This is a genomic window from Streptomyces monashensis (genome assembly GCF_001866665.1).
In the GTDB taxonomy this organism is placed as follows: Bacteria; Actinomycetota; Actinomycetes; order Streptomycetales; family Streptomycetaceae; genus Streptomyces; species Streptomyces monashensis.
Window position 1 is genome coordinate 11,699 of sequence record NZ_MLYO01000081.1, and the last position, 19,248, is coordinate 30,946.

The following is a 19,248-nucleotide window of genomic DNA, read 5'->3' on the forward strand; positions in this document are numbered from 1 at the left end:
TGACGATCTGCATGGACCCGCCCGGCTACGGATTCGCCCACGTGCCCGCCGACGAGCACGTGAACGCGTTCCTCGTACTCGTCTCGCGTTCGCCGTCGCCGACACCCGGTGCAGGCAGACCTACTGCAAGGCCACCTGCGCACACGCATGGCACCACCTGCCCGCGCTCTCCAAGGAGCCGTAACAGCGGCTGCTCCCCGCTGGAGCCGACGCAGCCAACAGAGACCGCCAGGAACCACCGTGCACAAGAAGCACAGCTACCCCGCCACGTACCCGGCCACAGCCACCCGCTGACAACCAACCGCCGCCACCGCACCACCCATTCACACCGCCGAACAAGCGAAGCTCCGGCCTCCCGTCACACGTCCCGATTCGGCTCCTGCTGAGGGCGTGGCAGGATCGTCCCATGGCGCACTCCTGGCCCAGCCACCTCGACGTCGGAGCGGTCCGCTTCGCCCGGCCGACCGCGAAGTACGACGAGGTCCTCGTCTTCTACCGTGACGTCCTCGGCCTGCCGGTGCTCGCCCAATGGCGCGGCCACCAGGGCTACGACGGCGTCGTCCTCGGCCTGCCAGGCACCCCGGTGCACATGGAACTGCTGCAGCACGGCGACCCACCCCGCATCCCCGAGCCGCACCCGGAGAACCAGTTGGTGCTCTACCTTCGCGGCCCCGAAGCCGTCGCGGTCGCCACCAGGAGGCTCACCGACTTCGGGTACAGCCCGGTCCCCGCCGCGAACCCCTACTGGCCGGAACACAGCGCCGTTCTCTTCGAGGACCCGGACGGCTGGCAGGTCGTGCTGGCGCCCTGGGTTTTCGGCGAAGAACCCCCACCGGCCGGTTGAGTCGAGCGAAGGATCCAGCGCTCGCCCCAGGCCGCCCAGGTCTCGGCTGTGCCCTCGATCGCGGGCATGCTGCCGTGCTTGGACAGCGACGGCGGGTCGCAGTGGCCGAGCGAGGCGACGGCTCGTTGTATGTCGTGCAGGGAGCCGGTGGGCCAACGAGCCCACGCCGAGTCCTTCCGCAGCCGGGCGAAGGCGTCCGTGGTCAGGCTGTGGGTGGGCGCCATGGGGTGCCGGTGAAGGCGTCGCGGATGGCGTGCATGGCTGTGAGCCCGTCGACCCCAGGAAGTGCGGTTTGTCGTTGCAGGGCTGTGACGGGACGGGGAGATTGTTGTCGAGAACGGTCGAAAGGATGGCATGCACGGGATAGGCGTGACCTGCCTGTTTCCACGTCATCTGCTCTTTCTGGGGGGATCGGTTCTGATGCGTTCTACTAAGCCTCGCGCGATGGCTTCGGCCGCTGTCGCGTTGTCCGCCGTGTTTCTGCTCGGCGCGTGCAGTAGTACCGGTACTGGTTCTGGGACTGGTTCGGTTCATGCGGGCGGTTCGGCTGCAGCGGCTCCAGGCGGGGCTCAGCCGGCGGCAGCCGCGGCTGCAGGCGATGGTCAGACAGTGACGGCTGCGTCTGCGAAGATCGCCGGCTGCCGGAACCTGGTCGCGACAGCAGCGGTCAAGACGGCGGTCACCCGCGCGTACACCAGCCACAACTCCCTTTTCCGCCACATCAAACCGCGCCCGGGGCAGTTCCTGTACGGGCAGTGCGGGGACACGCGGTACGCCGCGACCGCCTTCGAACTCACCCCGGGCGCGACGCACCAGGAGCAGGTCGGCATCCAGGACGACGGCAGCGCGCGCAAGTACTTCATCCTCCGGGACGGCCGGCCCTGGGGTTACAGCCACAGCGCTGCCCCGTTCAGCGGCGGCTGCGTCGGAATCCCCCGGGAGCTCTCCCAGCTGTGGGACAACTGCCCCTCGGAATGACGACTGACCGGTGCCGTGGGGTGCTCAGCTCGAGCGGCTCCCGGCCGTCGTGCCGCACCACTGGTGCGTCGCTTTGGCTTCTCCTTGCGGGCGCCGCCGTTCTTCTTCGCAGCCTGACGGGCCGCGACCAGGGCCTGGCGCGCGAGGTCGACCCCGCTCAGTTCGCCGCTCACGCGATCACCGTCCCGGCCGGCTCGCCGTCCAGCGGGCGCGCGGCCAGCTCGGTCAGCCGGGCCGCCCACGTCGCGGCCGCGGCCTGCTCGGTGCGGACCGCCGTCTGCTCGCGCAACTGCTCCAGCCGCGTCGCCAGCAGGTATTCGGCCGTGCGCTCCCGGGCAGCGTCGGCGGCCTTCGTCGCAGCGGCGACGGCGTCCGCACCGTTCGGGTTGTGCTTGTACCAGCGGCGGCCCTGTTCGGTCTTGTACGCCCGGCGGGCTTCCGCCTCGGCTTCCTCGGTACGGCCCGGCCGCCCCAGGGCGCTGCTGCGGTATTTCGGTAGGGCCTGCTGCACCGACTGGAGGGCGTTGAAGGCAAGCACGGAGGCCGCCGCGACCGGGTCTGCCTCCAGCTCGCCCGGCTCCATCAGCTCAAGAAACTACCCGAGGGCGGCCTCGATGTCGGCCTCCAGCGTCGCGCGGACGTCAGCGGTGACGGCGGCGACGTCGCCGGGTCAGTCAGGTCGGCCGCCCAGGTGGCCGCGACCATCCCGGCCTCCAGGACCAGGGCCTCGATCCGGCGCCGGTAGCCGCACGCCTCGCACAGCCCGGCCGAACGCTGCTGCCCGCAGTCCTCGCACGGCAGCGCCTGCGCTCAGCGGTCGCCGCGACCGTAGGTGTATCGCGGATGCGCCGCCACTGCAGTCGTGACAGCCGTGTTCGCGCCTCCTGCCTCCATCCGGCGGACCTTTGAGGTATCCCGAGCGTCGCACCGCAGTGGGGTGGGTCAGTGGGGCCCGGTGTCCGGGAGGTCGATGGGGCTTTGTTCCTTTCGTACTTCGCGATGCTCAGGCACTGAGCTGCCGACTGACAGCTTGGTGGGCCAGCGTCCATAGCGCTCGGGTTTTCGGCGAATCCTCGACCAGGTCCTCCACGCGTTGCCACGCGCCTCGCAGTCTCGTGAACGCCTCGCTCCGGCTTGCGTCCAAGGCGCCGCAGGCGCGCAGGGTCTCCGCTGCTTTGGCGACCCGCCGTCTGCCCGCCCGGCCGTCGCGCAGCCCTTTCCACAAGTGCGTCATGCGGGCCTTCCCAAGCAGGTCGACGGCGTGGGCCAGCGGCATGGTGACCTTCCCGTTGAACAGGTCTTCTCCCGCCCGCTTGGTCGCCGTTCCTCCGCGTACCACGCCGTCGAGGTCCAGGACGTCGTCGATGACCTGGTAGGAAACTCCCACCGCCTCCCCGAACGCCCCGAGAGCGGCCTGCACGTCCTCACCGGCGCCGGCGAGCAGTGCTCCCGTCTCCATGCACGCGCGCACCGGCGCGCCCGACTTCAACCGGTGCGTCAGCCGGACCAAATGCTGTACCTCACGGCCGCAGCCTGCCGCCACCGCGGCGTCCATCTCCGCGCGGTGCCCTTCCAGGTCCAGGCCCTGGCCGGCGTGGGCCGAGCGCAGCACGCCCAGGCAGGTCTCCGTGACGGCGGCACGCAATACGACATCACCGGGAACCGTGTACCGAAGGGCCTGGTCGAAGGTGAAGTACGCCGCGGTTCCGGCGTTCACGGCGGTGGCGATCCCGAAGACGGCATGCGCGGGTGCCCGGCCACGCCGCAGGATCGCCCGGTCCTGCACGTCGTCCACGATGAGTGAACCGGTGTGCATCAGTTCCATCGCCGCCGCGAGGGGGGTGTACCGCCATCAGCGGGTCCACACGCTCAGCGCCGGCACCCGCCAGAAACTGAATCTCACCCTCGCGCTCATGCACAGCCCCCGGCTGCTGCTCCTGGACGAGCCTTATCAAGGCTTCGACTGGGAGACATACCTGCGGTTCTGGGACGTCGCCCGAACTCTGCGGGAGAGCGGCTGCTCGGTCCTGGTGGTCTCCCACCTCGCCTACGACACCGAACGCCTCGATGCCGTATACCAGCTCACAGGCGGGTCCCTGCACGACGCTAGGCAGCTCGCCGGCACTACCCGTGGGGGCGAGTATGGCTGTGCTTTGTCACCGCGGTCCGCTTCGCCGTCCTCGCGCAGTTGCGCAACCGCCTCGCGCTGGCCCTGGTCGTCTTCTTCATCCCCCTCTGGCTCTCCCTCGCCTACACCGTGAGCGCCAAGACGCCCGTTCCCTTCTTCCTGCGTGCGGCCGACCGGACCATCACCGTCGACGGCAACATCCTCATCCAGCTCACAGGGGCCCTGCACTCCCTGGCGCTGATCATCGGATTCATGATGTTCCTCGCCACCTCCCAGTCCGCGGAGTTCGACAGCCGACACGGGAGAGTCACGCCGTCGAAGTCGGCCGTAATCCGCGCGCTAGCGATACTGGCCTCGGTGTTGTCGTTGCACTGGCCATCCTGGCCCTGGTAGGAGACGTGCTGCTGACGCGGCCACAGCTGCACGCCAGGACTGAAGTGGGTCTCGCCGGACGCCGAGCACGACACGCTCACGTTCGGCGCGGCACTCGCGCCCGCCGGAGAGCGGCGAGGGCCGCGTCGGCGGACAGAGCGGCACAGGCGACAGCGACGGCGAGACGACGGGTACGGAAGCGGGCAGCACGAAACATGGGTGTTCCTTCCCAAAGAACGAGGGCCGGCCACGGCCGACCGCGAACACACCCAGACTCTCGACTACACACAGCAACATCAATACTACAACTGGTAGCGCTCAAAGACGTCGGTGCACATGCCAACGCCACCCACTCCCCCGGCCCGGCCCAACCGCCAACTCGGCGCTTCCGCACGCCTCTTGCTCCGCGGACACCACCGCCGGCAGTCGTAGGAACAACCGCACCGTGCACAGAACCGAACACCGGACAGCCGACGTTCGGACTCATCCGGTTCCGGTGTCCCGCATCCCCGCGAACGGACAACGTGGTGCTCTGCCCAGATGCGGTCACTGCCGTGGAGGTTGCCGATGAACGAGCCCGTGCGACGGCAACTGACCACCAGCTTCCCGCTCGCGATCAGCGAGTCTCATCGTCGCGGAAGTACATCTCGCCGCGGCCCTCGGCCGCGATGTCGCGCAACTGCTGCTGCGCAGAGGACGGCGCACCGGCGGCCGAGCAGTGAGCGGGCTCCGGTCGGGCACGGGCGAGGACCTTGACCACGGCCTCGACCAGGGCGGCGAGTCATCCGGTACGGGCACGCACCCAGGAACCACCACCTCACCGGTGGGCCGGCGGCTACCAGGGCATGGTGTGGTCCTGGTAGTCGAGGTACTTCAGGCCCGGCTCGCCGCGGTGTCGGTCGATGGTGTCAGCGATCCCGGGGACGACCTGATCAGCCGTCAGGGGTGCATCAGGACCGCCCAGTTCGGTGCGGACGTGGCCGGGGCACATCAGCAGCAGGCTGTGCGCGGCGTCGGCGTACCGTGCGGCGTAGCTGCGCATCAGCTGGTTGAGGGCGGACTTGCTGGCCCGGTAGGCGTCCTGGCCGCCGCGGGTGTTGTGGGCGAGGCTGCCCTGCCGGGAGGACATCACGCCGATGGTGCCGTCCGCGACGACCAGCGGGCGCAGCGCCTCGACGACGCGCATCGGGCTCAGCGCGTTGGTGACCATGACGTCGGTGAACATCTCCGTGGGGACGTCGGCGATCGGCAGGTCGCCGTGGGTGATGCCGGCGTTGACGAAGAGCATCGAGCGGGAGTTGGGGTGCACGCTGCTGAACCGGACGACGCGCCGGGTGGAGCTGACGGCGGCCGGGCATCAGCTGCACGAGGAGGCGAAGGGCATCCTGGCGGCGGTGGAGGCCGGGCTGCGGCGCGTCCGGGACGCCGACCGAGGCGTGCGGCGGCTGCTGGTCGCCTTCTCCCCCGGGCTGCATGTCTCGGAGGCGATCCGTGCCTTCGGGGAGCACCACCCGGAGGTGGAGATCGACGTCATCCCGGCGCGCTGGTGGGAGAAGGACCTCCCGCTGCGCGACGGCCGCGCCCAGGTCGGCTTCCTGCGCCGCCCCTTCGACGACACGGGGCTGTCCGTCGTCCCGATCGGCAGAGAACCCCGGGTGGCCTGCCTCCCGACCAGCCATCACCTGGCGTGCCGTCAGGAACTGGCCCTGGCCGACCTGGAGGGCGAGCCGGTCCTGGACACCCCGACCCGCCGCCGCACCACCTCCGCGGAGGAGAAGTTCGAGCTGATCGCCTCCGGCCACGGCATCGCCCTGGTCCCACTGAGCGTCGCCCGCACCTACTCCCGCCCCGACCTGACCCACGTCCCGGTCACCGACCTGCCCTCCGAGGAAGCCTGCCTGGTGGCTCCCACCACCACCCGCGAACCGCTGGTCCTGGCCTTCCTGGACATCGCCACCACGGCGCTCCGCGGCGCCTGGTGTCTCCTGCGCCAGTAGTGGTTCGTCAGATGGTGTGTGACTTCTGCTGCTGGTGCGTCAGTCCCTCGTCGGGGTCCGAGGCTGGAGCCGTTGCTTTTGGCCGAGGACGAGCGTGTGGTGTTGGTTCGGTGGACACGCCGGGCGAAGACAGGCCAGGCACTCGCTCTGCGGGCGCGGATCGTCTTGGCGTGCGCCGGCCCGCATGTGCCGCCGATCGTGGAGGTGGCCCGGAACTTAGGAGTGGCCGCGGCGAAACCCCGTGCTCCGCCCGGCGCGGCGTGACCGTCACACCGGGCAGCTTTTCCCCCTGGCCTCCTGGTCAGGGCCATCGTGTGCTTGAGCAGGACCTTCTCGAACGGTTTCTGCCCGTCGGACGGCTCCGCAGCCAGCCCCGAGTCGTGACACGCAAGACGTCCAACTACCAGCTCACGCGGGCTGAACACCATGTCTGGCCACAACCGACCCGCACCGGCGCACAAGCCGTCCTCATCACAAGACCTCAACTCGCAGGCCCGTCATGCAACGGCATGGGGCCTAGTACAGGGCCTCGCCCATCGGTGAGGCGTCGCCGACGACGTAGCCGCGGATCGACGCCAGGTATTCGTCACGACCCACCCAACCGTCGCCGTCGGCATCCAGTGCGTCGAAGGCAGCGGCGGCGTTCCCGGGCGCGTTGTTCAGCGCAGTGCGCAGGACCGTGAATTCAGCCTTGTCCAGGGCGCCGTCCCCGTCGGCGTCAGCGAGGTCGAACAGTGAGCCCAGAGCGAACCGGCAGATGCTGTCGAACTTGTCGGCGCCGACCCATGCGTCGTATTCCTCGAAGGTCAGCTTCCCGTCGCCGTTCGCGTCCATCGCGCCCCACGCCTTGTGGGCTTCCGCGCGGGCGGCGACGACGAGCGGGTCGTCCTCCGAGCGTCCCGTGGCCTGGACGGCCCGGTCCACCCTGGAGAGGTAGTCGTGCGCCGAGATGACCCCGTCCCCGTCCGCGTCCATCATGGCGAAGATACGCCCTCGCGCGACGGTGGCGGCTGCGGCGCTGGTACGGCTCACTGAAGATCTCCTCCTGCTCGTTTCCTGCTCGACTGAGACTCGTCCGGCGCTTGCTACCCGCCGTGTTCCAGCGTTCATGCGACCGCAGCCGGCCGTACGGAGCCCGACGGGAGTGCAGGCGCCTGTGACCGCGCACGGCTCGGGCGCGCGCGGGTCATGCGCTTCGAGACGCCGGGTCATGGGATGCGCCCCTGGGTAAGCCAAAGGCCGTTGACGAGAGCAGGACGTACGGGAGGGAACATGTTCGGTAGGCGTGGCGTCGCAGTGGCCCTGGGGTCTGTGATGCTGGCGGGATCGTCGTTGGTGTGGGCGCCGGCCGGTCAGGCCACGACGGGAGAGGAGGGGAGCGTCGGATGCATCGGGCATAGTGAGAGCCGGTATGACCCGCCGCTCACACTCCTGGCCCGGCCGACCCATGTTCACGCGGACATCACGTACACCTGCGGTGCCCACGGGCATACCGTCCCCGCCACCGGCTCCTTCAACTCGGACGTACCGGCTGCTTCCTGTGTCGCCGTGTCCGGCGGAAGCGGGACGGAGTCCGTCCGGTACGCCGACGGCGGCACGTCTCTGATCGTCTACGACAGCGCCACGACCCTACGCGTCGCAGGAGTCCTGGTCGTGATCCAGCGGGGCCGGGTCAGCGAGGGACGTGGTCATGGGCATCCCGTACAGCGGACCATCACCGGGCTGCCCCGCGAACTGCCCACGGAATGCCTCACATCCGGCCTGCACGGAGGCGGTAACGAGGTCCAACTGGAGATTGAGCCGTAACTCTCGGGCCATAGGCAGGCGTATGCGAGCGCGCGGCGGTAGCCGTCTGAGGCGGTCTCCCGGGTGCGCACCGACCCGGCGCGGGCAAGGCCGCGGGCACTGGACCGGCAGTGATGCGACGGCGCGCGCCACCACCCGGCCGTAGGGCGGCGGAGCCGCCGGCAGTTCCGGTGGCGCCGTCGGCTCCGGAGGCCGAGGTCGCTGCCTTGCGGCGGGAGAACGCCGAGCTGAAGAAGGCCGGGAGATCCTGCGCAAGGCGGGCCGCTGTTTCGCCTCGGAGACGGGCTGGTGGACCGCTGCCAGTTCGTTGCGGACCACCAACGCCGTTACGACGTGGAGCAGTTGTGCCGCACCCTGGGCATCGCCCGCTCGACTTCTGTCACCGGCGTCGGAGTGCACCGCTGCGGGCGGCCCGCCAGGCTGCCGGCGCCTCAGCCCGCCGCCCGGATACGCGTGATCCACGGCGCCTCGGACGGCGCCTACGGGCGTCCCCGGGATCACCGCTGGACTCCGCGAGAACGGCAAGGCGGTGAACCACAAGCGGGGCGCCCGGGTCATGCAGGCAATCGGGCCGGCCGGTCTCCGCCTGCGCAGGACGCATCGCACCACCATCCCGGACCCCGCCACGGCGAGGGACCGGACACCTGACGGGCCGTAACTTCACCACGGACGAGGTAATTCGGAAGTACGTCGGCCGCATCACTGATCTGCCGCTGGCCGGCGGGACGTTCCGCTGTCTCACGACAGTGATCGATCTCTGCTCACGGCGCCCGGCCGGGTGGACGATCGCCGCCACATGCGCGCCGACCTCGTCGTCGACGCCCTGAAAGCGGCCGAGCGGACCCGCGGCAGCCTCGCCGGCGCCGTGATGCACACCGATCACGGGGCCCAGTACTGCAGCCGGTCCTTCGCCGACGCCTGCCGCGAAGCCGGCGTCACCCGGTCCATGAGCGCGGTCGGCTCCAGCGCGGACAACCCACTCGCCGAGTCGTTCAACGCAACCTGCGAACGGGAGACCCTCCAAGGTCGCCGGGCCTGGGACACCGAGCGCGAGGCCCGCCTCGACCTATTCCGCCGGCTGCACCGCTACAACACCGTCCGACGCCACTCCCGCCTCGGACATCGCAGCCCCATCGCCTACGAGCACTCCGAACAACATCACCTACGCCGGCCGAAGCTGCACAACCCGTGTTCAAGATCAGGGGTCAAGGCCCGGGCTCGGCAGCAGCGACCCGGTTGCCAAACTACGCAGGCCGCCACAGCTCCCACTTCCCGATGCTCACCGGCCAGTTGAGCCGGTCGCCGGAGAGCGGGCGGCAGGAAAGTCGCGTTCGTGGAGCGCATCGGCTCGGCCATCGGTGCCGCCTGGGGCTCGGAGAGTCCCGGGGAAGAATTCATCGACACCTTGGACCCGGCCGTTCCGGGAATCGTCGCCCGCACGGCGAAGATCCCAGGCGACTACATCGGACTGGCCTGGCAGCCGTAGGGAGCGGCCGCAAGACCCGGCAGCCGAACGGCCGCACGAGGCGACCGGAGACGCCCGCGGCCCCGCCTCGGGCGGCTGTCTCAGCGGCTGGAGCCCGCCGGAAGAGCTCGGCAGAGCCGAGGACTTGGTGGAACGACTCGCGGCCATCGAGGTCGCGCAGGCGGCGATCGCGCCGCGCACGCCGCCAGGGTCAGCATCCGGCCCGGTGCCCGGCGCCAAGTCTCCAGCAGAGCGTGGGAGAGCATCGGCAGCGCACCTGACCGGATGGAAAGCGATGCCCCGGGTAGCCGAAGTGGACCAAGAAATTATCACGGCATTGGATCTAAATCATGCCCCAATCGGCACGTAACGTCGCTGTCGTGACAGCTGAATCATCCATGCCGCAGACCCGGGTTGACTTCTACTTCGACCCCGCCTGCCCCTTCGCCTGGATCACCTCGCGGTGGATCCTTGAGGTGGAGGCCCTGCGCGACCTCGACGTCCGGTTCCACGTCATGAGCCTGTATCTCCACAACGAGGGCAACGAACTGCCCGACTGGTACCGCGACCTCGTGGACCGCTCCCTCGGCTTGGTACGCGTCGCCGCGGCCGCGGCCGAGCACGACTCCGAGAAGGTGCTCCGCGACCTCTACACCGCCTTCGGCACCCGCATTCACCACAAGAAGATGGAGGACTTCGACGCGGTCGCCGTCGAGTCCCTGCGCGACCTCGGGCTCCCCGGAGGCCTCGCGGAGGCAGCGCGTTCGACCGAGTACGACGCTGCCCTCCAGCGCAGCCACGACGCGGGCAAGGATCCTGCGGCGGGCGGTTACGTGGGCACGCCCACGATGCACATCGACGGAACGGCCTTCTTCGGCCCGGTGATGAACAGCATCCCGCGGGGCGAGGAGGCGGCGCGGCTCTTCGACGCGGTGCGGACCCTTTCGGCGCACCCGGACTTCTTCGAGCTGAAGCGGGAACGGACGGGCAGCCTGCGCTTCGAGTGAGTGGCCGGGGAGAGCGGGCCGGAGGCCGATGGAAGTCCGCCCCCGGCCGGCCAGTTGGTGTCTGTTCACGCCGGGACCGGATGGCTCGGCCGAGGTGGGGATCGAACAATGGGTGACTATTCCTGGGTGCACCGCACCGATGACGTGGACTTCGACGAGCTGGCGCATCTGTACCGGATGGCGCCGTTGGGCGACAAGCCTCCCGAGGCGCTGGCAACGGTGTTCGGCAACAGCATGTTCGCCTGCTTCGTCTACGCCGACGGTGCGCTCGTGGGTGCGGGCCGGGCCCTCGCGGACGGCGTGGACTGCGCCTACATCGGCGATGTGGCGGTGCATCCCGACCACCAGGGACGGGGCTTGGGCTCCCGCATCATGCGCAAGCTGGTAGAACTCGCCCAGGGCCACAAGAAGATCATTCTCTACGCCAGCCCGGGTACCGAGGCCTTCTACAGCGGGCTCGGTTTCCTGCCCATGAAAACCGCGATGGGGATCTGGCACGATCCGGCCCGTGCGATCGAGATCGGCCTGCTCGATGGGGAGCACAGCCAGTCGTGATCCGCGTGAAGCGCGCCGCAGAAACCACACACCAGCTGGTTCCGCTGCAGGTCAGAACCAGATGCGGCCCTTCGCGGATCTCGTGCCGACGCCACAGAGCGGCGAACTCGCCGCTGTTCGCTGCCAGTTCGGCGACCAGCGCGGCAGTCCGCCAGGGGGCGATCAGTTCGGCGGTGTGCAGGTGCGCGACGCTGTTGCGTGCCACCCGGTCCCAGTCGGCGAAAAGGGCGCGCGCGGCCGCATGCAGGAAGGTGTACCGGATCGTGTTGCGCTGTGCGGGCGGCCAGTCGCTGAGCCCGGGCATGAGCGCAAGGCCTTCCGGGTTCGCGGCCAGCACGTCGTTGACGTCGTCGAGCACATACGCCGGGCTGGGCCGGACCGACTCCAGCAGCAGCCGCAGGCCAGGGCTGGCCGGCCGTGGGTCGGCCGCCCCAGCGCCGTGGTGTCCGCCCAGCGACCTGGTCGGCGAGGCCGAGCAGGTGGGCGTGCTCGTCGGCGGTGAGCCGCAGGGCCCGGGCCAACGCGCCCAGTACCGCGTCGCTGGGCGCGGTCTCCCGCCCCTGCTCGATCCGGATGTAGTAGTCCACGCTCACGCCGGCCAGAGCGGCCAACTCTCTGACACGGCCCAGGCCGGCATGTGCTCACCCGCACGTCGATGGGTCGCTGCCGTGCCCGCGCGGTTGCGTCGCGGGCACGGCAGCGGCGGCGAGCGCTGTGGCCGTCAGTGGCCGGGCCAGCCGTCGAGGTGACGGTGCAGGGTCACGGTCGGCGTGGCTTCCTGCTTCGGGGCGTGTGCGACGGCGCTGTGGAGGATGCCGGTGACCTGCGCGGCCAGATCGTCGACCTGCTTCTTCAGGTCGGCGGCCGGGAGCGAGGAGTGGGTGAGGGCGTCCAGCCGGCGGTGGACGCCGGCGAGTTGCCGCTGCGTGCTCGCGTTCAGGGTGAGCGGCGTCGGCGTCGAGACGACGAACTGGTAGGCGCCGGCCAGCGTCTGGCAGCCCGTGCAGTCCTTGTTCACCGCGTTGCTCAGGTTCACCGCGTTCAGGTGCGTGTGCACCCCGGCGACCGTGACGATCTGGAACGACAGCGCGACCGACCGGCAGTGGTCGTCGGCCGAGCAGCCCGAGGACACGGCGTCGGCCTGGTTCCGTACGGCCGTGGCGTTCACGGTGCCGAACTGTCGGACGGTGAACTCGTCCCGCTCCTGCGTGTGATGCGCCCGGTCGGCGTGGCTGAACACGTGGTCGGTCACGACGGCCGCGTGCGCGACCTCGCCGGACACGGCCATGGCGGCCTGCGCCGGGACGGCGGTGGCCACTCCGGCGATCCCGGCCGCGAACAGGCCGATACGTACGGCGCGTTGGGTGAGGGTGGACTGCTTGGTGAGGCGTGACTTTCGGTGGCTGGTCATGGTTTCTCCGTACGTTGCTGGATGGGTGGGGCGCCGCCGGACGGAACGTCTGGCGGCGCCGGAGCACCGAACCGCCGGCTGAGGACGTCCGGGGCTGGGCACTGGGCGCGGAATGCCGCGCGCTCGACCCGAGAGGCGGGCTTTCGTGTCAGGAGCGGACGTTCTGATCGGGACGTGACAGGCTCCGCTCAGGACTGCCTGCGCCGGGCTCGGGACGACGGACGTGCTGCCCGGGAAGGCCCCGCGTTCGGCTCAGGACGGACTGGCGGCCGCTCCGGGAAGTGCGGCTACGGCCGAGGAGCGCACCTTCGGCTCAGGGTGTCGGGTGTGCTGCCCCGGACGCTGCCGGGCTCGCCGTCACCGATGGCGCAGGCGCGCTCGGTGTCGGTGAGGACGGCGCGCTCATGCTCGGCGTGGGTGTCGGCGACGGCTCGGGCACGGACGCCGAGGGCGAAGGCTGGACCACCGGCCCCTTGCTGGTCGGCACCGGCTGCGGCGAGCCCCCACTGCCGGTCGGCGCGGGCCCGCCGTTCGGTGCCCCGGACGCCACCGGAGCCGATGCCCCCGGCGATGCGGACGGCGCCTTCCCCGGCGAGCCCGGCGACGCGCTGCCCCTGGCCCCCGGCATCGGGGCTCCCGTGGAGGCGGATGGCAGGTGCGACGCTCCGGACGACGCCCCACTCCCCTTGCCGTCCGGCGTGGACGCATCCCGGGCCGGCGGGGCCTGCGTGGACACCCCCGGCTGGAGGATCGGCGCGATGGGCGGCTTCTTCGGCAGCGGCGCGGGCGTCAGCCCGGAGACCCAGGCGTAGCTGAGCCCGGTGAGCCCGGCCAGCGCCACCGCGCACAGGACGAGCCGGAGCCTGGGTCGGTCGGCGGTCGAGCGCTTGGCGGCCCGGAAGATGCGCCCCGTGAGCTTGACCGACAGGTAGACGACGCCGGCCATCGGGCACAGCAGCATCACGCAGCCGATCATCCCGACCAGCCCCTCGACGACCTGTCCGTCGACGAACGCCTGGCCGGTGCCGAGGAGTTGCTCGGCCAGCGACCGCGTCATGGTGGCGAGGATCCGCGGCAGGTTCCACAGCGTGTATCCGAGCTCGCCGGCGATCAGCGGCACCATCGTCAGCACCCAGGTGGCGACGACGGTGCGCGCGGACTTCTTCAGCCCGACGACCTCCTGGCGGGCCGCCCGTCCCCTCGCGCCGGGCACGAGGCTCAGCAGGATCGGCTTGATCTTGCCGTAGAGATCCGGCACTCCGGCCAGGTCGCCCAGGATGTAGTAGCCGTCCAGCCGTACGGCCGGCATCAGCTGCTCCAGGATCTCGAAGTGCCCGAGATAGACCGTGGCCAGGAAGAACTGCGCTCCGGTCGCGAAGTACGCGCCGGCCATGGCCAGCATGAAGACGACGTTGAAGTAGACCCCGCCCAGATCGGTGCGCAGCCGCCCGGCCCGGCCGATCCGGTAGACGTCGGTGACGTCGGTGTACATCGACGGCCAGATGAGGAAGAGCCCGCAGCCGATGCATCCGGGACGGGCGCCGCCGTATCTGCAGGCGGAGGCGTGGCCGAACTCGTGAAAGACGAGCGAGGCCACGGTGAGGGCGAAGACGATGAGGATGAGCACCGGCTGGTCGAGGACTTCCAGCACCGGGTCGATCGCCCCGAAGATGCCGAACAGCCAGACGTCCATCGCCAGCGCCGAGGCCAGCACGAGCGTCACCACGGCCGGCCGGTGCAGCCAGGCCAGCGCCCGTGCGATCTTCGCCGTGCGGCGTTCGTCGAAGATCACCCGGTGGCCCTTGAGAGCGAGCAGCAGGTCGGAACGCGGGGCGTCGACCTCCTCGTCCTCCTGGCCCTCGGGAACCGTCACGCCGAGCGGCTGGAGCTTCTCCTCCACGAGGTAGCGGACGTTGTCGCCGCTGACCTCACGGCCGTAGCGGCCGCTGACCCGCCGCGCGACGGCGTCGACGTCACCCACGCCGTCGATGGACGACGCGACGAGATACAGCAGCTGCGAGAGCTGCACGACCTGGCCGTCGCCGCGGCGGGCGATGTACTTCGGGTCGGTGAAGCCCGAGCCCTGGTACTCGCCGTGCAGTTGCAGTCCCGCGCTCAGCCGTGGCACGAGCGGCTGCTCGACGACCGGCAGTTGGCCGGTCGTGACCTGCTCGTAGGTCACCGGCCAGCCGCCGGGTCCCGGAACGGGGCCCGTGTCGTACAGCGCCGCGGTCCCGTCTCCGACCACCGTCATCCGTGTTCTCCCCCCAAGGGTCCTGCCCGGGTCCCGTCCGGGTGCTGCCCGAGGGCGGACCGCGCGGTTTCCCCCCTGCGCGGTCCGCCCCGAGTGCCGTCGTCGCGGCGACGGTCCGATTACTGGGTCACGCTGATGCTCTGCGTGGCCTGGGACTCGGCGTCGGAGTACGACGAGTGGTCGTTGAGCGCCGTCGACTCGTTGTGCGCGTTGATGTGCGCGACGTGCTTGGTGACGTTGACCGTCTTGTGGAAGCTGAACTTCAGCCGCCCCAGCGCCTCGCGACCGGGCAGCAGCTCGGCGGACTCGTTCTCCAGCTCGTTCATGTCCATGCTCATGATGAATGTGCCCTTCAGGTGTCTTGCGTGTCTCGGATGTCTTGTGTGTTCAGCGGTTCAGGCGCTCAGGGACGTCACTGGCGGACGCTGATGCTCTGGCCGGCCTGGGACCCGGCCTCGGAGCACGACGAGTGGTCGTTGACCGCGGCCGACTCGTTGTGCGCGTTGATGTGCGCGACGTGCTTGGTGACGTTGACCGTCTTGTGGAAGCTGAACTTCAGCCGCCCCAGCGCCTCGCGGCCGGGCAGCAGCTCGGCGGACTCGGCGTCGAGCTCACGGGCGTTCAACATGATCGGTTCCCCCTCAGGGATGGGCGTTTCCGGTCGAACGGCGTCAGGTTCCCCCCCGACTCCGTCCAATCTGGTCGGACGGTCTGTCCAACGAGATTGGACACTAGAGGTTGGACACTCCCCCGTGCAACCCCCTTCGGCAAACCCACCCCTCGGCCACCGACAGGCCCACGCATAGAATCAACCGCTACGGGGAGGAATCCGCAGGTCCGGCGAGTTCCCGCAGGCGGCGAGCAGGAAGTGACCATCAGTGGCCAACGCACTGCAGCAGTTGATCCGTGAGCGTCTCGACCGCAAGGGCTGGTCCTACGGGGAGGTGGCGCGCCGCGGCGGTATCCCGCGCTCCACCGTCCACCACCTGGCCACCACGGAACGCGTCGTCCGCATGCCCCAGCCGGCCACGCTGGAAGGACTGTCCAAAGGGCTGGAACTGTCGTTGGACACCGTGCGCCGAGCCGCCGCCGAAGCCTGCGGCATCCATGTCTACGGCCCCGGCTCCGCCCCCGCATCCGACAGTGAGGCCTCCCACTCCGCCGACCCCGAGGTCGACCTGCTCATCGCCAGTGTCCAGCGACTGTCGGCCGACGACCGCCGGCATGTGGCGGCCCTGGTGGAATCGCTCCTGGGCCGCTCCTCGCGCCCGGCTCCGGAGAAGTGACCGTCCAGGACGCTCCCGGCGGCCCTCCCGTTGCACCTGGTACCCGATCTCCCTCCATCTCGGAAAAAGAATTCAGAGCAGCCGAAAACAGTCGAGACCCACAGCTAGTCTCTCGTTCTGCCCGAGGCGCGTGAGCCGCACGACCACGGGCTCGTGGGGGGAAGTGTGTTGTTCGTGCATGGCGGCCCGACGACCGCCGTGATCAGGGGACCGGCGGGGGAATCCGTCGTCCTGCTCTCCGGTGACCTGCCGGACGTCCTCACCGACGAAGCGGTCGACGAACTGCTGAACCTGGCCGCCGCGATCCTGGACGTGGACGAGCTGGCCCTGTTCCGCACGTGCCTGCAGGTCCTGAGCCGGGGCGGCCTGCGCGCCGGGCGCAGCATCGAAGTCGGCGGCGCGGTACTGACCGTCTACGAGCAGTGAGAGGGCATTCCTCCTGCTGCCGGGCAGCTGAGCCGCCCGCTTCTCCACACTCGCCGGTGTCCGGTCCACGGCCCACACACGGGGGGCGATCCGAGGTCAGGCCGTGGCCTCGGCGAACCAGGCCCCTCGTCGGGGCAGGGGTCCGGCGCGGTGGCGTCCAGGGGTCCGGGTGGGGCGGACCATTGGTCCCAGCAGAAGGAGAAGGCGCAGGTGACCAGGGTCTGGTGACGGCGGATGGGGCGGTCGGAGCGGACTTGGAAGTCGGCCCAGCCGATCGACCGTGGGCCGCACGAAGGCCCCGGCGTGCTGCGGGCGTCACTGGCCGTGCCCCGCAGCACCGGCGGAAGGGGCGGGTCAACGGGTGGTGTAGCCGCCGTTGAGGAAGATCGTCTGCCCGTTGGCCCACCATCCGTCGGTCAGCAGGTGGCGGACCCACGGCACGATGTCCTCGATCTTCGTCAGGTCGCCGTTCATGGCCGACGACTTGTGGTACGCGACGGATTCGTCGTCCTCGGCCGGGTAGAAGAACGAGGTGTCCATCGGACCCGGCGCGATGTTGTTGACCGAGATGTTCCGGCCGAACAACTCCTTCGACAGGGCCCGGGTGAAGTGCTCCACGGGAGCTTTGCTGCCGGCGTAGCAGGAGTACAGGCCGGTGTAGGCGGCCAGCAGCGAGGTCACAATGGTGATGATCTTCCCTCCGTCCTCGATGCGGCGGGCGGCCTCGCGCATCACGAAGAACGCGGCCTTGGAGTTGACCGCGAACATCCGGTCGTACTCCTCCTCCGTGATCTCGGTCAGCGGCTTCTTCAGCACCATCCCGGCGGTGTTGATGCTGAAATCCAGCTTCCCGAACCGGTTGACGACTTCGTCGAAGACCCGTTCGACCTCGGCGACCCGGGTGAGGTCGGCCTGGATCGCGAACGCGTCACCGGGCCCGGCGTTGATCTGCGCGACGACTTCCTCGGCCTTGGCGCGGGAGGAGTCGCTGTTGTAGTGCACCGCGACCAGCGCGCCATCGGCGCCCAGGGTCGTACTGATCAGCCTGCCGAGGTTGCGGGACGCGCCTCCGACGAAGGCGACCTTGCCACTGAGCGTCTTGTCCGGGGTGTTGACCATGACAGCCTCCTTGCACGAACGTCGGACGGAGCACGGACACCAGCACACCGGATACCGCGCCAGAGACCACTGTCATCGGCGCCGCCCCGCACGTTCTTGAACGATCTGATCACCCTTGGAACAAACCGTTCATCAGTTGCCCCGGCCCGGCGCGCATCACCAGCCACAACAGGCCTGAGCGGTAACTTCAGGGCTCCGGGATCCCGCGTCGTGCGCGGAAGCTCTACGGGACGACAGAACCGCACGGAGAGAGGCTGCACGCGTAGCCAGGCAGGGGCGCCGTGCCGGACTACGTGTGGACCTGCCACCGCCGGTCTGCCTCAGCGCGAGCCACTTCGGCGTCGTACTGGCCGGCGTCAAAGTAGCACTCCGCCGGCGGGAAGGCGGGGGCGTGCGGAACCTCCCAGTCCGACCACTGCACGATGTCCCCGAACCGCTGCACGACGACGGACAGGAAACCGCAGCAGCCGCCGGTGCACTCCGGCTCCCCCAGCGCCAGACGGCGCGCCTCGCCGGCCGCCCGCAGGAGACTGGGCCGGCCGGCAGGCAGCACATCAGCCACGAACGGCCCACGACCGCCCTCGTGGACCAGCCCTTCGATCACGTCCTCGCCGTTGACCCAGAACCGCAACTGGGCAGCGAACCGGGGTCCCGGCGGCAACACCCGGATCTCCAAACGATCGAACATCAGACCACCCTATGGGGCGCGCCGAAGCCGAGTGTGGCGCGGCCGACACCTGCCTCTCCCCGGCCAGAGGAGCGACGACAAGGTGCGTCCCGCTCTCGTGAGCATCGACCACGGCCCGGGCGGGGCGCCTCCCGAAGTCGTGCACATCTGCCGCCGGAACTCGGTTCTGTCCGGATCTTGGGGGCCGGTTGCGGAGGGTGATCCCGCCATCCGATTGCGGGAGTCCGGCTTCGCGTGAGACCGCGCACACCCAGTCCAGGAGGCGCAGAGGCTGTCGTGGCTGCCGCCCTCATCGCGGCACGGTGCCCGAGCGGTGAGCCGGTCAGTACGAGCTACGGGCCCGAGGAAGCCCTTCCCGCCACCCACCTCGAACCCAAGGGCGTCGGCGTGGTCATCGAGGCCGAACACACCTGCATGACCCTGCGAGGCGTCCAGGCCACCGGCTCCAGCACCCTGACCTCCACCCTGCTCGGCCTGCTGCGCACCGACGGCCGCTCCCGCAGCGAATTCCTCGCCCTGACCGGCGCGAACTCCTGACCGGACCCGACGTCACACACGCCGGCGGGCACCCGACCCGGAGCAGAACCGAACCTCGACGACCGGTGCACGCGGATCGGCAACTACAGGCGCGAGCTGGACACCATCGAACCCGGCGCCTCGCAGAAGGCCGTCATCGAAGTCCCGGAGCACCCGGCAGGGGGAAGCGGCAGGGACTTGTCGGCGGCGAACCCGCCGAGCATCCACCCGGCAGGCAAAAGCGGCGACAGCGGCTCGTCGCCGACACGGTGACCGACAGGCCCGGGATACCGGGCGACGTGGCGGCGCCCCTGCACTGGCCGGCCTCGCCCGGCGCCGGGCATGTCACCTCACCGGTGATCCAGGTCAACGGCGGTGCCGAGCACGGCCATTGAG

20 protein-coding genes and 7 pseudogenes are annotated in these 19,248 nt (G+C 69.8%); 14 read left to right on the top strand and 13 right to left on the bottom strand.

The annotated features are described in order from the left end of the window. Positions 1–406 precede the first annotated feature (406 nt). Positions 407–844, top strand: coding sequence for a VOC family protein (locus BIV23_RS38610; protein ID WP_071385668.1), 438 nt, complete (start codon positions 407–409; stop codon positions 842–844). A gap of 609 nt (positions 845–1,453) precedes the next feature. Next, positions 1,454–1,822 (top strand): hypothetical protein, encoded by a 369-nt coding sequence (locus tag BIV23_RS38620; RefSeq protein WP_071385670.1) that lies wholly within the window; start codon positions 1,454–1,456, stop codon positions 1,820–1,822. Positions 1,823–1,991: 169 nt separating this feature from the next. On the opposite strand, the gene BIV23_RS38625 is transcribed toward BIV23_RS38620, so the two are convergent. Together BIV23_RS38625 and BIV23_RS38630 are read right to left on the bottom strand one after the other, a co-directional pair. Further along, entirely contained in the window at positions 1,992–2,405 is a 414-nt protein-coding gene (locus BIV23_RS38625) for a hypothetical protein (RefSeq protein ID WP_245790847.1), read from the bottom strand. Positions 2,406–2,825: 420 nt separating this feature from the next. Further along, positions 2,826–3,650 (bottom strand): annotated as a pseudogene (locus BIV23_RS38630) (polyprenyl synthetase family protein); the annotation flags it as partial. A 16-nt stretch (positions 3,651–3,666) separates the two neighbouring features. Between BIV23_RS38630 and BIV23_RS49230 the strand changes: the two are divergent. After that, positions 3,667–3,924: pseudogene (locus BIV23_RS49230) on the top strand (ATP-binding cassette domain-containing protein); the annotation flags it as partial. Between the two features lie 86 nt (positions 3,925–4,010). Next, complete coding sequence (locus BIV23_RS38635) at positions 4,011–4,343, top strand: hypothetical protein (protein WP_071385672.1); 333 nt, start codon at positions 4,011–4,013, stop codon at positions 4,341–4,343. A gap of 814 nt (positions 4,344–5,157) precedes the next feature. On the opposite strand, the gene BIV23_RS38640 is transcribed toward BIV23_RS38635, so the two are convergent. Continuing rightward, positions 5,158–5,610 carry an SDR family NAD(P)-dependent oxidoreductase gene (locus BIV23_RS38640; protein ID WP_245790848.1) on the bottom strand — a complete coding sequence of 151 codons (453 nt, stop codon included), beginning with the start codon at positions 5,608–5,610 and terminating at the stop codon, positions 5,158–5,160. Here BIV23_RS38640 and BIV23_RS38645 point away from each other — a divergent pair. Continuing rightward, positions 5,597–6,319, top strand: a complete 723-nt coding sequence (locus BIV23_RS38645; protein WP_245790849.1) for a LysR family transcriptional regulator — start codon at positions 5,597–5,599, stop codon at positions 6,317–6,319. The genes BIV23_RS38640 and BIV23_RS38645 overlap by 14 nt on opposite strands. 516 nt (positions 6,320–6,835) lie before the next feature. Here the strand turns inward: BIV23_RS38645 and BIV23_RS38650 are convergent. Beyond that, the gene (locus BIV23_RS38650) at positions 6,836–7,351 is read right to left on the bottom strand and encodes an EF-hand domain-containing protein (protein WP_079173677.1); all 516 of its coding nucleotides are present in this window, start codon (positions 7,349–7,351) and stop codon (positions 6,836–6,838) included. Positions 7,352–7,867: 516 nt separating this feature from the next. Here BIV23_RS38650 and BIV23_RS49950 point away from each other — a divergent pair. The 5 genes from BIV23_RS49950 to BIV23_RS38665 all read left to right on the top strand — a co-directional run bounded on the left by BIV23_RS49950 (position 7,868) and on the right by BIV23_RS38665 (position 11,152). Continuing rightward, positions 7,868–8,125, top strand: a complete 258-nt coding sequence (locus tag BIV23_RS49950) for a hypothetical protein (RefSeq protein WP_143079208.1) — start codon at positions 7,868–7,870, stop codon at positions 8,123–8,125. 796 nt (positions 8,126–8,921) lie between these two features. Continuing rightward, positions 8,922–9,419, top strand: coding sequence for an integrase core domain-containing protein (locus tag BIV23_RS47620; RefSeq protein WP_079173678.1), 498 nt, complete (start codon positions 8,922–8,924; stop codon positions 9,417–9,419). A gap of 39 nt (positions 9,420–9,458) precedes the next feature. After that, a complete protein-coding gene (locus BIV23_RS50865) occupies positions 9,459–9,611 on the top strand; it encodes a hypothetical protein (RefSeq protein ID WP_177240197.1) in 153 nt (50 codons plus the stop codon). A gap of 377 nt (positions 9,612–9,988) precedes the next feature. Then, positions 9,989–10,597 carry a mycothiol-dependent nitroreductase Rv2466c family protein gene (locus BIV23_RS38660; RefSeq protein WP_177240203.1) on the top strand — a complete coding sequence of 203 codons (609 nt, stop codon included), beginning with the start codon at positions 9,989–9,991 and terminating at the stop codon, positions 10,595–10,597. 108 nt (positions 10,598–10,705) lie between these two features. Then, complete coding sequence (locus BIV23_RS38665; RefSeq protein WP_071385676.1) at positions 10,706–11,152, top strand: GNAT family N-acetyltransferase; 447 nt, start codon at positions 10,706–10,708, stop codon at positions 11,150–11,152. A 112-nt stretch (positions 11,153–11,264) separates the two neighbouring features. Here BIV23_RS38665 and BIV23_RS54170 read toward each other — a convergent pair. The 6 genes and pseudogenes from BIV23_RS54170 to BIV23_RS38685 form a co-directional block, all read right to left on the bottom strand. Beyond that, positions 11,265–11,510, bottom strand: a pseudogene (locus BIV23_RS54170) (MmyB family transcriptional regulator); the annotation flags it as partial. 178 nt (positions 11,511–11,688) lie between these two features. Then, a pseudogene (locus tag BIV23_RS54175) lies at positions 11,689–11,745 on the bottom strand (hypothetical protein); the annotation flags it as partial. A gap of 128 nt (positions 11,746–11,873) precedes the next feature. Then, the gene (locus BIV23_RS38670; RefSeq protein WP_071385677.1) at positions 11,874–12,563 is read right to left on the bottom strand and encodes a hypothetical protein; all 690 of its coding nucleotides are present in this window, start codon (positions 12,561–12,563) and stop codon (positions 11,874–11,876) included. Positions 12,564–12,876: 313 nt separating this feature from the next. Next, positions 12,877–14,817, bottom strand: coding sequence for a hypothetical protein (locus tag BIV23_RS38675; RefSeq protein WP_071385678.1), 1,941 nt, complete (start codon positions 14,815–14,817; stop codon positions 12,877–12,879). A 119-nt stretch (positions 14,818–14,936) separates the two neighbouring features. Next, a complete protein-coding gene (locus BIV23_RS38680) occupies positions 14,937–15,155 on the bottom strand; it encodes a hypothetical protein (protein WP_071385679.1) in 219 nt (72 codons plus the stop codon). A 74-nt stretch (positions 15,156–15,229) separates the two neighbouring features. Beyond that, entirely contained in the window at positions 15,230–15,445 is a 216-nt protein-coding gene (locus BIV23_RS38685; protein ID WP_245790850.1) for a hypothetical protein, read from the bottom strand. A gap of 250 nt (positions 15,446–15,695) precedes the next feature. Here BIV23_RS38685 and BIV23_RS38690 point away from each other — a divergent pair, with 250 nt between their 5' ends. Together BIV23_RS38690 and BIV23_RS38695 are read left to right on the top strand one after the other, a co-directional pair. Next, positions 15,696–16,103 carry a helix-turn-helix domain-containing protein gene (locus BIV23_RS38690; protein WP_071385680.1) on the top strand — a complete coding sequence of 136 codons (408 nt, stop codon included), beginning with the start codon at positions 15,696–15,698 and terminating at the stop codon, positions 16,101–16,103. A 165-nt stretch (positions 16,104–16,268) separates the two neighbouring features. Further along, positions 16,269–16,529, top strand: a complete 261-nt coding sequence (locus BIV23_RS38695) for a hypothetical protein (RefSeq protein WP_245790851.1) — start codon at positions 16,269–16,271, stop codon at positions 16,527–16,529. A 119-nt stretch (positions 16,530–16,648) separates the two neighbouring features. On the opposite strand, the pseudogene BIV23_RS54180 reads toward BIV23_RS38695, so the two are convergent. The 3 genes and pseudogenes from BIV23_RS54180 to BIV23_RS38705 form a co-directional block, all read right to left on the bottom strand. Next, a pseudogene (locus tag BIV23_RS54180) lies at positions 16,649–16,804 on the bottom strand (IS701 family transposase); the annotation flags it as partial. A gap of 79 nt (positions 16,805–16,883) precedes the next feature. Further along, positions 16,884–17,648, bottom strand: coding sequence for an SDR family oxidoreductase (locus tag BIV23_RS38700; RefSeq protein WP_071385682.1), 765 nt, complete (start codon positions 17,646–17,648; stop codon positions 16,884–16,886). A gap of 289 nt (positions 17,649–17,937) precedes the next feature. Next, entirely contained in the window at positions 17,938–18,336 is a 399-nt protein-coding gene (locus BIV23_RS38705) for a hypothetical protein (protein ID WP_071385683.1), read from the bottom strand. A 363-nt stretch (positions 18,337–18,699) separates the two neighbouring features. On the opposite strand from BIV23_RS38705, the pseudogene BIV23_RS38710 reads away from it, so the two are divergent. Next, positions 18,700–18,873: pseudogene (locus BIV23_RS38710) on the top strand (GTP cyclohydrolase I); the annotation flags it as partial. A gap of 215 nt (positions 18,874–19,088) precedes the next feature. Then, positions 19,089–19,247 (top strand): annotated as a pseudogene (locus tag BIV23_RS47635) (oxidoreductase); the annotation flags it as partial. Position 19,248: the final 1 nt, after the last annotated feature.